Source organism: Burkholderia cepacia GG4, assembly GCF_000292915.1.
Taxonomy (GTDB): Bacteria; Pseudomonadota; Gammaproteobacteria; order Burkholderiales; family Burkholderiaceae; genus Burkholderia; species Burkholderia cepacia_D.
Window position 1 is genome coordinate 743048 of record NC_018514.1, and the last position, 13193, is coordinate 756240.

The 13193-nt window shown below is 67.6% G+C and carries 11 protein-coding genes; 4 read left to right on the forward strand and 7 right to left on the reverse strand.

Translation table 11 applies throughout. The features are described 5' to 3' along the window. Position 1: 1 nt before the first annotated feature. The 3 genes from GEM_RS19165 to GEM_RS32280 form a co-directional block, all read right to left on the reverse strand. On the reverse strand, positions 2-1594 hold the full coding sequence (locus tag GEM_RS19165; RefSeq protein WP_014899030.1) for an ABC transporter substrate-binding protein: 1593 nt from the start codon (positions 1592-1594) through the stop codon (positions 2-4). 132 nt (positions 1595-1726) lie between these two features. Next, complete coding sequence (locus tag GEM_RS19170) at positions 1727-2059, reverse strand: sugar ABC transporter ATPase (RefSeq protein ID WP_014899031.1); 333 nt, start codon at positions 2057-2059, stop codon at positions 1727-1729. 249 nt (positions 2060-2308) lie between these two features. Beyond that, positions 2309-2638, reverse strand: a complete 330-nt coding sequence (locus tag GEM_RS32280) for a hypothetical protein (protein WP_014899032.1) — start codon at positions 2636-2638, stop codon at positions 2309-2311. On the opposite strand from GEM_RS32280, the gene GEM_RS32285 reads away from it, so the two are divergent. Beyond that, complete coding sequence (locus tag GEM_RS32285) at positions 2618-2887, forward strand: hypothetical protein (RefSeq protein WP_148283866.1); 270 nt, start codon at positions 2618-2620, stop codon at positions 2885-2887. The two genes, GEM_RS32280 and GEM_RS32285, sit on opposite strands and share 21 nt — an antisense overlap. A gap of 22 nt (positions 2888-2909) precedes the next feature. Here GEM_RS32285 and GEM_RS19180 read toward each other — a convergent pair whose 3' ends face one another. Together GEM_RS19180 and GEM_RS19185 are read right to left on the reverse strand one after the other, a co-directional pair. Beyond that, entirely contained in the window at positions 2910-3830 is a 921-nt protein-coding gene (locus tag GEM_RS19180) for a bestrophin family protein (RefSeq protein WP_014899033.1), read from the reverse strand. Positions 3831-3842: 12 nt separating this feature from the next. Continuing rightward, complete coding sequence (locus tag GEM_RS19185) at positions 3843-6167, reverse strand: FdhF/YdeP family oxidoreductase (RefSeq protein ID WP_014899034.1); 2325 nt, start codon at positions 6165-6167, stop codon at positions 3843-3845. Between the two features lie 152 nt (positions 6168-6319). Between GEM_RS19185 and GEM_RS19190 the strand changes: the two genes are divergently transcribed. Further along, the gene (locus tag GEM_RS19190) at positions 6320-7741 is read left to right on the forward strand and encodes a PLP-dependent aminotransferase family protein (protein WP_014899035.1); all 1422 of its coding nucleotides are present in this window, start codon (positions 6320-6322) and stop codon (positions 7739-7741) included. A gap of 59 nt (positions 7742-7800) precedes the next feature. On the opposite strand, the gene GEM_RS19195 is transcribed toward GEM_RS19190, so the two are convergent. Further along, positions 7801-9042 (reverse strand): mechanosensitive ion channel family protein, encoded by a 1242-nt coding sequence (locus GEM_RS19195; RefSeq protein WP_014899036.1) that lies wholly within the window; start codon positions 9040-9042, stop codon positions 7801-7803. Positions 9043-9329: 287 nt separating this feature from the next. Here GEM_RS19195 and GEM_RS19200 point away from each other — a divergent pair, with 287 nt between their 5' ends. After that, entirely contained in the window at positions 9330-11048 is a 1719-nt protein-coding gene (locus GEM_RS19200) for a SulP family inorganic anion transporter (RefSeq protein ID WP_014899037.1), read from the forward strand. A gap of 575 nt (positions 11049-11623) precedes the next feature. Here the strand turns inward: GEM_RS19200 and GEM_RS19210 are convergent. Beyond that, positions 11624-12490, reverse strand: coding sequence for a LysR substrate-binding domain-containing protein (locus GEM_RS19210; protein WP_014899038.1), 867 nt, complete (start codon positions 12488-12490; stop codon positions 11624-11626). A gap of 106 nt (positions 12491-12596) precedes the next feature. Here GEM_RS19210 and GEM_RS19215 point away from each other — a divergent pair, with 106 nt between their 5' ends. Next, entirely contained in the window at positions 12597-13193 is a 597-nt protein-coding gene (locus tag GEM_RS19215; RefSeq protein ID WP_014899039.1) for a LysE family translocator, read from the forward strand.

Sequence of the window (13193 nt, forward strand, 5' to 3'; positions counted from 1 at the left end):
CTTATGGCTTCTTCAGCGTGCGGTAGGACACGAGATCGTTGATCGGCCCGATCTCGGGCCCGGTGGTGCCGGGGCGCGTCGCGACCTGTACGACCTTCTCGAACATGATGACGAACGGCGAGTTCGCGAGCACGGCCTTCTGCAGCGCCTCATAACGCTGCGCGCGCTTCGCGGGCGACGGCTCGACGAGTGCGGCCTCGGTGTCCTTCGTCAGTTGCGGGATGTCCCAGCTATTGCGCCACGCGAGCATCTTCGTCTTCGACTGGTCGGAATTGTCCGGATTCCAGGCGAAGCCGCGCGCGTTGCTGTTCGGGTCCATGTAGTCGGGCGACCATTCGCCGATGAAGATGTCGTGCTGGCGCGCGCGGTACTTGCCGATCGCCTGCTTCGCGTCGCCCGGGATCAGCTTCACGCGGATGCCGCCTTGCGCGAAGTTCGCCTGCAGCGCCTGTGCGATCTCGATGAACGGATAGTCATTGGGCATGTCCATCGTCACGTCGAAGCCGTTCGGCAAGCCAGCCTTCGCGAGCAGCGCCTTCGCCTTCGCGACGTCGAGCTTGTACGGATTCGCATTCAGCGTGCCGAGGAAGCCTTCGGGCAGGAAGGTCTCGTGCACCTTGTAGGTCGTGCTGACGATGTTGCGCTGGATGCCGTCGTAGTCGACCAGCCACTTCATCGCCTGCTGTACGTCCGGCTTCGCGAGGTTCGGGTTCTTCGTGTTCAGGCTCAGGTACAGCAGCGCGGACACGGGCCACGATGCGACCTTGATCTTGCCGGCCTTGGTCAGCGCGGCGAGGCTGTCGGGGCTCAGGTTGCGCGCCGCGTCGACGTCGCCGTTCTCGAGCAGCAGCCGCTGCGCGGACGCCTCGGGCACGTGGCGCAGCACGACGCGTTTCATCGGGTACGGCGCACGGTACTTGTCGAAGCGCTGCAGCACGATGCTCTCGTTCGGCGTCCACTTGACGAGCTGGTACGGGCCCGAGCCGGCATCGTTGGTCTTCAGCCAGCCGCTGCCGAGATCGTTGCCCTGCTGGTGCGACAGCAGCAGCTTCTTGTCGAGGACCGACGCCGGGCACGCGCTCAGCACGTTGAGCACGAAGCTCGGTGCGTACTTGCGGTCGGTTTCGAGCACGAAGGTCTGCGGATCGACCGCGCGCACCTTCTGCATCACGTTCGCCTTCGTGAGGCCGAGATCGGCCAGCACGCCTGCCGGACCCTTGTCGAGCAGGATGGTGCGCTGCAGGGACCACGCGACGTCGTCGGCGCTGACCGGGTTGCCGGAATGAAAGGCGAGGCCGGGGCGCAGCTTGAACGTGTAGGTGACGCCGTCGGCGCCGACCGTCCACGCTTGCGCGATCTGCCCGTCGAAGCGCGTCGGGTCCTTCAGGTCGACCCGCACGAGCCGTTCATAGGTGTTCGCGACGTACTCGGACGGCACGAGTTCGTAGATTTCGCTCGGATCGAGGGTCGTGAATTCGCCGAGCTGCGTGGCGACGACGAAAATGCCGGGCGGCGTTGCGGCTTGTGCCGGCAGCGCCGGAACAAGCGCGACGAGCGCAGCGCTGACGAACAACCGGGACAGCAGATGCTTCATGCGGGCTCCGTGGGAAAGGAATCGTGGTGCGATTCTCTCATCGACGGCGGCCCGGATGAAAATATTCGATGGGCGCGCGGAACGGCGCCCAGGAGAAGCGGCGTGCGGGCCGGGCGAGGCGCCCGGCGCCGGTCAGATCACGCAGCGCGCGATCGCGAAGCGCATCGCTTCCTCGGCCGGCTCGCTGCCGGAACCGCGCACGACCTTGACGACCGAACCGTTGCCGGACGGCGTGAGCGTGACGAAGTACGAGCGCGACCCGACGGTGATGTCGGTCACGCCGTTGTGCTGCGACCGCTCGGTGCCGGACAGGCGGCTGTCGAGGCAATTGGCGATCGCGTGGGCCGGACGCGCCGACGACACGTAGATCATCGGCGCCGAACCGGACGCGGCGGAATCGGACGAGGGCGCCGAGCCGCAGGCGGCGAGCAGGGCGGCGGGAAGGAGCAACAGGAATCGTTTCATGATCGGGATCGTCGTGTGTCTCGTGTCGAGGCTGGGGCGCGGGGTACGCGAAACGCGGAGCTTCGCAACGACGCCGCCGAAATCGTGTCGGTATTGACGGTCGAGTCGATACGGGCGGCGAGTGACGTCGGAGTATACCCGCGGCACTTGACGCGAATGGCCCGCTGAAACGATTCGATACAACAAGCGCCCGCTGTCGCACGGCGGCAGCGGGCGTTTCAAGCGATGGCGAATTGACGCTTGCCGGCGTTACTGGCCGATCTTGTGGCTGACCGCATTTTCCTGCTGGTTCAGCACGTGCTTTTCGCTCTGCGTTATGTGGCCGCGATCCTGCGCGGCCATGTCCCGCTCTTCCTGGCGGATCTTGCGGTCGTCACGGTGCAGGCGCGCGGCCTGTGCGTGCGACATCTCGCCTTCCATCACTTCGTGATGGATCCGGCGATTCTGGTTGGCGAGACGCTGATTGACCTCTTCGCGGCGTGGATGCGCTTGCTGCCACGGCGTTTCGGCGAACGCGGTGCCGGTCAGCACCGACATCAAGGTGGCGGCGATCGCGAGATGGCGGGTAAGGGCTCGCATGACGTTTTCTCCTGTCGTAGCGCGCCCGAATCATGGGCGCTTGTCGAAAAAACGCGGCAGGTGCCCCGGCTGTTGACGTTTCAGCCTGTATCGATTGCAAGTCTTTATTACGTCAGCGAGCGCCGGATCGGGGCTCAGGTGCAGCAGCGAACGTGCGGCGTCGATCTGCTGCGTGGCGTCGTGCTGCTGAGGCGGATCGCGGCCGCGGCCGCCGCGGATGGCGGCTTCCTGCGCGGCCGTCGCGACTGAATGGCGCGGCGCGGGCAGCGCGTCAGGTGAGCTGGTATGCCGGGCCGGGCGTCACTTCGGCCGGCAGCGGTTCGCGGTTCAGTTCGAGCAGCGTACGCTCGATCATCCGCGTCATCGCATCGAGCGCGAGGTGGTTCGGCCCGTCGCCGAACGGCTCGGCGATCGCGTGCGCGATCGCATCGAGCGCGATCAGCGTATAGGCGACGAACACGGTGACGAACGGCGTCGCCGCGCCGATCGAATCGACGAGGCCGAACGGCAGCAGCACGCAGTATGCGTAGATGGTCCGGTGCAGCAGCACGTCGTACGAGAACGGGATCGGTGTCGACGCGATGCGTTCGCAGCCGCTCACCATCGACACGAGATCGTCGAGGCGCGCGTCGAGCATCCACAGCCGCGTATCGGCGAGATGGCCCGCATCGGCGCGCGCGGCTAATGCTTCGCGCAGTTCGTGCACGATCGCGATCGGCGCATACCGGGCGGCGACGATGCGCGCATAGGTAGCGCTGTCGAGCAGCGTGCGCAGGTCGGCCGCCGGATCGGTGCCGCGCAGTTGATGCTTCAGCGCATAGACGAACGCGACGACCTTGCGGACGAACGCGCGGCGCGCCGCGTCGTCAGCGTCGATCGCGCCGTAGCAGAGCGCCTGCGACACCAGTGTGCGCGTGGCGGTCAGCACGCCGCCCCACAGCTGCCGCCCCTCGCGGTAGCGTTCGTAGCTCGCGTTGTTGCGAAACCCCGCGAAGATCGCGAGCGTGAGGCCGATCAGCGTGAACGGCGTCGGGTTCAGCGGCACCTTTTCGCCGAGCACGCGGCCGCCGCCCCACACCGCGACGAGGCTGATCGCGAGCGTCAGCACGAGCTGCGGCAGGATGGTCGGCAGCACCGAGCCGTTCCAGACGAGCAGCATCCGCAGCCAGTGCTCGCGCGGCCGAACGATCATCGCGGCGCTCCGTCAGGCGGCGGCCGCGGCCGGCGCGGCCGCGCGATGCAGCAGCACGGGCACCGACTTCGACGTCGGCGTGTTGCACACGTCGCCGACGCTGTCGAGCGGCACCAGCGGGTTCGTTTCCGGGTAGTACGCGCCGATGCAGCCGCGCGGGATGTCGTATTCGACCAGCAGGAAGCCGTCCGCGCGCCGCTCGATGCCGTCGTGCCACACGGTTTCCATGTCGACCCAGTCGCCGGCCTTCAGGCCGAGCATCGCGAGGTCGTCGCGGTTCGCGAACACCACGCGGCGCTGGCCGAACACGCCGCGATAGCGGTCGTCGAGCCCGTAGACGGTCGTGTTGTACTGGTCGTGCGAGCGCGTCGTCATCAGCGTCATCAGGCGCTCGCCATGCAGCGCGCGGGCGCGCTGGATCGGCGTGTCGGTCGGCAGTGCATGCGCGATGAAGTTCGCCTTGGCCGTCGGCGTCAGCCATTCGCGGTCGCGCGATGCGACGCGCAGGTGGAAGCCGCCCGGCCGCGCGATGCGCGTGTTGTAGTCGTAGAAACCGTCGAGCGTCGCCTCGATCGCGTCGCGGATCTTCGCGTAGTCGTCCTTGTACGCGAGCCAGTCGATCTTGCCGCTGCCGAACAGCGCATGCCCCATGTGCGCGACGATCGCGGGCTCCGACATCAGGTTCGGCGATGCAGGCTTGTTCATCCCGTACGACACGTGAACCATGCTCATCGAATCCTCGACCGTCACGCCTTGCGCGACGTTGTCCTGCAGGTCGATCTCGGTGCGGCCGAGCGTCGGCAGGATCAGCGCGTCGCGGCCGTGGATCAGGTGGCTGCGGTTCAGCTTCGTCGTGATGTGAACCGACAGGTCGCAGCGGCGCATGCCTTCCCACGTGCGCGGCGTGTCGGGCGTCGCCATCGCGAAGTTGCCGCCGAGGCCGATCAGCACCTTCACGTGGCCTTCGAGCATGCCCTCGATCGTCTCGACGACGTCGTAGCCGTGGTGGCGCGGCGGCTCGAAGTCGAACACGTGGCCGAGCCGGTCGAGGAACGCCTGCGACGGCTTTTCCTCGATGCCGACCGTGCGGTTGCCCTGCACGTTCGAGTGGCCGCGCACCGGGCACAGGCCCGCGCCGGGGCGGCCGATGTTGCCGCGCATCAGCATCAGGTTCGTCAGCATCTGCACGGTCGCGACCGAATGCTTGTGCTGCGTGATGCCCATCCCCCAGGTCGCGATCACACGCTCGCTGCGCGCATAGAGCTGCGCGAGGCCGTCGATCTGCTCGTACGGCACGCCGCTTTCGGCCGTCAGCGCGGACCAGCTTTCGTTGCGCAGATCGTCGGCGAACGCGTCGAAACCGGCCGTGTGCTCGCCGATGAACGCGGTGTCGAGCACGCGCGGCGCGCCGGCGGCACGCGCGGCATCGTCGAGTTCGAGCACGCGCTTCGCCATCCCCTTGATCAGCGCGAAATCGCCGCCGATCGTCGGCTGGATGAAGGTCGACGCGATCTTGGTGCCCGACATCGTCAGCATCTCGAGCGGGCTTTGCGGATCGGCGAAGCGCTCCAGCCCGCGTTCCTTCAGCGGGTTGATCGACACGATCGTCGCGCCGCGCTTCGCGCATTCGCGCAGCTCGCCCATCATCCGCGGATGGTTGGTCGCCGGGTTCTGGCCGAAGATCAGCAGCGTGTCGGCATGCTCGAAGTCGTCGAGCGTGACGGTGCCCTTGCCGACGCCGACCGATCCCGGCAGCCCGCGGCTCGTCGCCTCGTGGCACATGTTCGAGCAGTCGGGGAAGTTGTTCGTGCCGTACAGCCGCACCAGCAGCTGGTACAGGAACGCCGCTTCGTTGCTCGCGCGGCCGGACGTGTAGAACGCGGCCTGGTTCGGGTCCGGCAGCGCGCGCAGGTGGCGCGCGATCAGCTCGAACGCGTCGTCCCACGCGATCGGCACGTAGCGGTCGGTTTGCGCGTCGTACACCATTGGGTCGGTCAGGCGGCCGTGCTGTTCGAGTTCGAAATCCGTCTGTTCGAGCAGTTCGGTGACCGTGTGCGCGGCGAAGAATTCGGGCGTCACGCGCTTGCTCGTCGCTTCGGCGGCCACGGCCTTCACGCCGTTTTCGCAGAATTCGAACGTCGACGCGTGCTGGCGGTCGGGCCACGCGCAGCCCGGGCAGTCGAAGCCGTCCGGCTGGTTCTGGCGCAGCAGCGTGCGGTAGTTGCCGCCGGCGACCTTTTCCTTGATCAGGTTGATCGTGACGGCCTTCAGCGCCCCCCAGCCGGCGGCCGGGTGGGTGTACGGTTCGATGCGCGCGGCGGCGGATTTCTTTTTCATGATGCGGGTGTCAGGGGCGATGGGTGAAGCGTACGCGCGGCACCCCGGGCGCTGTGTGTACACCTGCTCGCTTCAAAAAAGAGTACAGTTTCGGCCATTCAGGCAGTGCGGACCGCAACTGTGTTGTTGAAGGGAAGTTGAAAGGGAGGCGCGTGAAGCGTTACGAACAACTGGCCGACGAGCTGCAGACCCAGATCGAGCGCGGCGTGTACCGGCCCGGCGAGCGGATTCCGTCGGTGCGGCAGGCGAGCCGGCAGCAGCAGCTCAGCGTCACGACCGTGCTGCGCGCGTACCTCGTGCTGGAAAGCCGCGGCCTGATCGAGAGCAGGCCGCAGTCGGGCTATTTCGTGCGGGCGCGCGCGGCGGCGCCGGCCGCGGCGGAATTGCATACGTCCGCGCCGGCGGCCGAGCCGTCGTCGGTGGACGTGAGCCGGCTCGTGCTGTCGACGCTGCGCTCGATCGCGCGCGACGACGCGGTGCCGCTCGGCTCGCCGTACCCCGATGCATCGCAGTTCCCGGTGCAGCGTCTCGCGCGCTACGCGCAGGCGATCGGGCGGCGGCGCACGCGCTGGGGCGTGATCGACGACCTGCCGCCCGGCAACCAGGAGCTGATCCGCCAGATCGCGCGGCGCTACGCGGAGCGCGGGATCGCGGTCGAGCCGGGCGAGATCGTGATGACGATCGGCGCGACCGAGGCGATCAACCTGTGCCTGCAGGCCGTCGCAAAGCCTGGCGACACGATCGCGGTCGAGTCGCCGACGTTCTACGCGATGCTGCACGCGATCGAGCGGATGGGCATGCGCGCGCTGGAGGTGGCGACGCATCCGGGCGACGGCATCGATCTCGACGCGCTCGCCCGGATCCTCGAGCGCGAGCGCATCGCGGCGTGCATGGTGATGCCCAATTTCCAGAATCCGCTCGGCTTCCAGATGCCCGATGCGCGCAAGCGCGCGCTCGTCGAGCTGCTGGCGAAGCACGGCGTGCCGGCGATCGAGAGCGACGTCTATCACGAGCTGCATTTCGGCGACACGACGCCGAGCGCGCTGAAGTCGTACGACCGCGAGGGGCTCGTGCTGCATTGCGCATCGTTCACGAAGAGCCTGTCGCCGCGCTACCGGATCGGCTGGGCGATGCCGGGCCGCTATCGCGACCAGGTCGAGAAGCTGAAATTCCTGAACACGCTCGCGACGCCCGCGATCGAGCAGCTTGCGATCGCCGAATACCTGAAGTACGACGGCTACGATTTCCATCTGCGGCGGATGCGCAAGCAGTATGCGCAGCAGGCGAGCCTGATGAGCGCGATGGTGCGGCGCTTCTTCCCGGACGGCACGCGGCTGTCGCAGCCACAGGGCGGGTATGTGCTGTGGGTCGAGCTGCCGCCGCAGGTCGATGCGATGAAGCTGTATGCGCTCGCGCTGGCGCAAGGGATCACGGTCGGGCCCGGCCACATGTTCTCGGCGACCGCCGATTACCGGCATTTCATCCGGCTCAACTACAGCTATCCGTGGTCGCGGCAGATCGAGGACGCGCTGAAGGTGCTGGGGCGGCTCGCGTCGGAGTGCGCGGGGCGGTGAGGGGGCGCCGTGCTGCGCGGTTGCCGGCGGCGGCCCGTTGCTGGCCGCCGCGGTGATCATTACCGCGCGTGCGGCGCCTGCAGTTCGGCTTGCACTGCGCCGGCCATCCGGCGCATGTCGAAGCCCGACGGGTGCTGGTACACGCGCAATCCGAACTCCGGCAGCACCGCGATCAGGTGATCGAACAGGTCGGCCTGGATCGTCTCGTAGTCGACCCAGCTCGTCGTGTCGGTGAAGCAGTACAGTTCGAGCGGAATGCCTTCGGCCGTCAGCGGCAGCTGGCGCGCCATGCAGGTCATGTCGCGGCGAATCCGCGGATGCCCCTTCAGGTAGTTCGCGACATACGCGCGGAACGTGCCGAGATTCGTCAGCTGGCGGCGGTTTGCCGGGCAGTCGCCGGCCGCGCCGAGCGTACCGTTCCATTGAGCGATCGCGTCGACCTTGTCTTCCAGGTAGTCCTTCAACAGCGTCAGGCGTTCGAGCCGTTCGATTTCGTCGTTGCCGAGAAAGCGCACGCTCGTCGCGTCGACGAACAGCGCGCGCTTGATGCGGCGCCCGCCGGCTTCGGTCATGCCGCGCCAGTTCTGGTAGCTCTCGGTGATCAGCTTCCACGTCGGCACCGTGATGATCGTGTGATCGAAGTTCGCGACCTTGACCGTGTTCAGCGTGATGTCGATGACCGTGCCGTCCGCGCCGGCCGACGGCATCGTGATCCAGTCGCCGATCCGCAGCATGTCGTTCGACGACAGCTGCACGCCTGCGACGAGGCCGAGCAGCGTGTCCTTGAAGATCAGCATCAGCACCGCGGACATCGCGCCGATGCCGGACAGCAGCAGGCCGATCTGCTTGCCGGTCGCATCGCCGATCACGACGAGCGCGGCCGTGATGAACATCACGAGCTTGACGAGCTGCATCGCGCCTTTCAGCGACAGGCGCGGCTGGTCGCGCTGGCTCGTGCGATGCGAGTGTTCGAGCGCGGACAACGTCGCGCTGATCGTCATCGACACCAGGAATACGATCAGCGCGAACAGCACCTTGTCGGCGGCCTGGGTGGCCGCGGCCGGGATGCCGGGCACCGCGCCGAGCCCGAGCTTGACCACGACGAACGGGACGATGCGGTTCAGCCACTTGAATGCGCCGAACTCGAACAGCGCGTCGTCGATGCGGGTGGCCGACAGCCGCGCGAGGCGCGCGACCACGCGGAACAGCAGGAAATGGACGGCGGCCGTGATCGCGCCGGCGGCGGCGAGCAGGATGAGGATACCGACGAGCGGCGCAAACCAGGATTCGTTCAGGGTCATAGGGGCAGCCAGGGTCCTTCTCGTGCATTGAATCGGCGCCGCGGCGCGGCGCGCGCCCGGTGAAGGGCGCATGTAAGGGACCGTGATTGTGCCATCGGGTTCCTGGCGGGTGCCGAACATTCATGTCATTAGGTTCCCGAACATGCTCACCGTTGCGCGGATTTTCCGTGTGTCCTCGTGTTCGCGTCGCGCAATACACTGTGTACTTGCCATGCGATGCCCGCTCGGGGCACGATGCGCGAACGACTTCGCGAACCCCGTTGCCACGTCATTCACGCATTTCACGCATGCAAGATTCCAATGAAACCCGGCCGTCACGCGTATGGCTGCTGAAGGGCATTCTGCCGATTCGTCGCGCGACGGCGATCCGCGATGTGTTCGCGGGCATCTCGCTCGCGTCGATGGATATCCCGCAGGTGCTCGGCTATGCGCGCATCGCCGGCATGCCGGCCGTGACGGGCCTCTATACGGTGTTCCTGCCGCTCATCGCGTTCGCGTGCTTCGGCGCGTCCCGCCATCTCGTGGTCGCCGCCGACTCCGCAACCGCGACGATCTTCGCGAGCCGCCTGTCGTCGATGGCGCCGGCCGGCAGCGCCGAGTATGTTGCGCTGGCCGGCATGGTCGCGCTGCTGACCGCCGCGATGCTGCTGCTCGCGCGCATCTTCAAGCTCGGCTTTCTCGCCGATTTCCTGTCGCGCACGGTGCTGGTCGGCTTTCTCGCCGGCGTCGGCATGCAGGTGTCGATCGCGATGCTCGGCGACATGCTCGGCTTGTCCGTCCCGTATCCGGCGTCGCGCAGCGTCGCCCAGCTCGACTATGTCGTCACGCATGCCGTTCACGCGCATCGGCCGACGCTCGCGCTCGCGGCGCTCGTCGTCGTCGCGATTCTCGCGTGCAAGCGCTTCCTGCCGCGCGTGCCGATGCCGATGATCGCGGTCGCGGGCAGCATCGTCGCGAGTGCGGCGTTTGGCTTCGCCGCGCACGGCATCGCGGTGCTCGGGCCGGTCGCGGGCGGCTTGCCGCCGCTGCGCTGGCCGTCCGTCACGTGGCAGCAGTTCCTCGATCTCGTGCCGGTCGCCGCATCGTGTTTCGTGATGATCATCGCGCAGAGCGCGGCGGCTGCCCGCGTGTTCGCGCAGCACTACGACGAGGATGTCGACACCAACGCCGACATCCTCGGCCTCGCGGCCGCCAACGCGGCGGCGGCGGTGGGCGGCGCGTTCGTCGTCAACGGCAGCCCGACGCAGACCGCGATGGCCGACGGCGCGGGCGTGCGCAGCCAGATCGGGCACCTGGCGTTCGCCGCGGTGGTCGCGGTGGTGCTGCTGTTCCTGAGTTCATATCTGCAGTACCTGCCGCATGCGGTGCTGGCCGGCATCGTGTTTACGATCGCGCTCGGGCTGATCAACGTGCGCAGCCTCGCGGCGATCCGCAAGGAAAGCCCCGGCGAATTCACGCTTGCGCTCGTCACCGCCGCGGCCGTCGTGACGGTGGGCGTCGAGCACGGCATCCTGCTCGCGGTCGCGTTGTCGCTGATGCGGCACGTGCGCCACAGTTACCAGCCGCATACGATGGTGCTCGAAGCCGCCGACGGCAGCGGGCGGTGGCAGCCGGTGCCCGCGCGGCCCGGCGCGATGACGGCGCCGGGGCTGATCGTCTACCGGTTCGGCTCCGACCTGTTCTTCGCGAACGATCATCTGTTCGCCGCCGAAGTGACCGAGCTCGTCGATGCATCGCCGGTGCCGCTGAGCTGGTTCATCGTCGACGCGGGAGCGATCACCGATCTCGACTATTCGGCCGCGCGCACGATCACCGATCTCGTCAAGATGCTGCACGCGCGCCGAATCGGCGTGCTGTTCGGGCGAGTCAACCGCTACCTGCGCGCGGACATGGAGCGCCACCGGATCACGGAGATCGTCGGCGCGTCGTGCATCTTCCCGACGCTGCACCAGGCGCTGGAAGCGGCGGGCGTGACGCCGGCGCAGCAGGAGCCGGGAGTCATGTAGCGGGAAGCGGGAAGCGGGAAGCGGGAAGCGGGAAGGCGAGAAGGCGAGAAGGCGAGAAGGCGAGAAGGCGAGAAGGCGAGAAGGCGAGAAGGCGAGAAGGCGAGAGGGCGGGAAGGCGAGAAGGCGAGAAGGCGAGAAGGCGGGAAGGCGAGAAGGCGAGAAGGCGAGAAGGCGAGAAGGCGAGAAGGCGGGAAGGCGAGAAGGCGAGAAGGCGAGAAGGCGAGAAGGCGAGAAGGCGAGAAGGCGAGAAGGCGAGAAGGCGAGAAGGCGAGAAGGCGAGAAGGCGAGAAGGCGAGAAGGCGAGAAGGCGAGAAGGCGAGAAGGCGAGAAGGCGAGAAGGCGAGAAGGCGAGAAGGCGAGAAGGCGAGAAGGCGGGAAGGCGAGAAGGCGAGAAGGCGAGAAGGCGAGAAGGCGAGAAGGCGAGAAGGCGAGAAGGCGAGAAGGCGAGAAGGCGAGAAGGCGAGAAGGCGAGAAGGCGAGAAGGCGAGAAGGCGAGAAGGCGAGAAGGCGAGAAGGCGAGAAGGCGGGAAAGCGGGAAAGCGGGAAAGCGGGAAAGCGGGAAAGCGGGAAAGCGGCTAGGCGGCAGCGCGCAGGCGCGCGAAGCCGTTGCGCAGGTGACGGGCCAGCTCCACGGCGGCCGGCGCGTGCTGGCCGCGCGGCAGATGAAGGTTGATCGCGAAGTTCGGCAGCGCGGGCAGGCCGCTGTCGGCGGGCAGGATGTCGAGGTCGGCCGGCACGGTGGACGCGAGCCAGACGGTCACCGCGAGATCGGAGCGTACGGTCGCGGCGGTCGCGTCGATACTGCCGTTCTCGAACACGGTGCGCCACGCGCGATCGCACGCGCGCAGTGCGTCGAGCACCGTCGGGCGGAACGCGCAGGTCTGCGCGACCATCGACACGGGCAGCGGCGAGTGCCGGTGCGCGGCGCCGCCTTTCGCGCCGACCCAGACCAGACGGTCGACGGCGATGCATTCGCCGCCCGATGATCCGACCGGCGCCTCGATCAACGCAACGTCGATGTCGCCCTGCCTGAGCGCCCTGCGCAGTTCCGGCGACGCCGCGCACACGAGCGACAGCGCGACTTGCGGATGCGCCTGCGCATAGCCCTTCAGGATCGGCGCGAGACAGCTGCCGACGAGATCCTGCGGTGCGCCGACGCGCACCGATCCCTCCATCGCACCGGCCGTCATGTCGGTCAGCAGCGCATCGTGCGCGGCCAGCAGCCGGCGCGCCTGCCCGAGCAGCCGCTCGCCGTCCGCCGTGAGCAGCAGGTTGCGATGCTCGCGCACGAACAGCGGGCCGGACAGCGTTTCGAGCCGCGCGACCTGCTGGCTGATCGCGCCTTGGGTCAGGTGCAGCGCATGGCTCGCGGCCGTCATGCTGCCGTGATCGGCGACGGTGACGAACGCGCGAAGCAGCGCGATGTCGAGATTGCGTGTCATGAGTCACATTATGGATGCTAATGACAGGCATAAAAAGCTTTCGCTGTTGTAATGCCTGGATCGCGGGTAAAACGGGGCTTCGACGACACCAACCAGGAGCCCCCGCGTGCCGCTTCAAGACTACTTGCCGCTGATGCTGTTCGTGATCGTGTCGACGGTGACGCCGGGCGGTGCGACGACGCTCGCAACGGCGTCGGGCGCGCATTTCGGCTATCGGCGTTCGCTGCCGATGATGACGGGCATCGCGGCCGGCCTGGCATCGATGGCGGCCGCCGCCGCGGCCGGGCTCGGCAGCGTGTTGCTGGCACTGCCCGCGCTACAGCTCGGGATGAAGGTGCTCGGCTCGCTGTATCTGCTGTGGCTGGCCACGCGCATCGCGCGCGGCGGCAAGCCCGGCGTCGACGCGGCCGTGCAGCGGCCGCAAGGATTCGTCAGCGGCGTATGGATGCTGTGGCACAACCCGAAGGGCTGGGCGATGACGCTCGGCGCGGCCGCGTCGTTCGCCGCGCTCGCGTCCGGCCCCGTGCGGCTCGGCGCCTTGCTCGGGCTGGCGTTCGGCGTGGCGGCGATGGCGTCGCTGTCGCTCTGGTGTTGTGCCGGGCTGCTGTTCGCGCGCGTGCTCCGCACGGAGCGGCAGTGGCGTTGCGTGAATGCGGGGTTGGGGACCCTGCTCGCGGCGTCGATCGTGCCGATGTGGTTGTAG

Coding starts and splice junctions, on each gene's coding strand:
- GEM_RS32285 (WP_148283866.1), top strand. CDS start 2,618: ATGGCGGGTAAGGGCTCGCATGACGTTTTCTCCTGTCGTAGCGCGCCC.
- GEM_RS19165 (WP_014899030.1), bottom strand. CDS start 1,594: ATGAAGCATCTGCTGTCCCGGTTGTTCGTCAGCGCTGCGCTCGTCGCG.
- GEM_RS19210 (WP_014899038.1), bottom strand. CDS start 12,490: ATGACACGCAATCTCGACATCGCGCTGCTTCGCGCGTTCGTCACCGTC.
- GEM_RS19185 (WP_014899034.1), bottom strand. CDS start 6,167: ATGAAAAAGAAATCCGCCGCCGCGCGCATCGAACCGTACACCCACCCG.
- GEM_RS19170 (WP_014899031.1), bottom strand. CDS start 2,059: ATGAAACGATTCCTGTTGCTCCTTCCCGCCGCCCTGCTCGCCGCCTGC.
- GEM_RS19180 (WP_014899033.1), bottom strand. CDS start 3,830: ATGATCGTTCGGCCGCGCGAGCACTGGCTGCGGATGCTGCTCGTCTGG.
- GEM_RS32280 (WP_014899032.1), bottom strand. CDS start 2,638: ATGCGAGCCCTTACCCGCCATCTCGCGATCGCCGCCACCTTGATGTCG.
- GEM_RS19200 (WP_014899037.1), top strand. CDS start 9,330: ATGCAAGATTCCAATGAAACCCGGCCGTCACGCGTATGGCTGCTGAAG.
- GEM_RS19195 (WP_014899036.1), bottom strand. CDS start 9,042: ATGACCCTGAACGAATCCTGGTTTGCGCCGCTCGTCGGTATCCTCATC.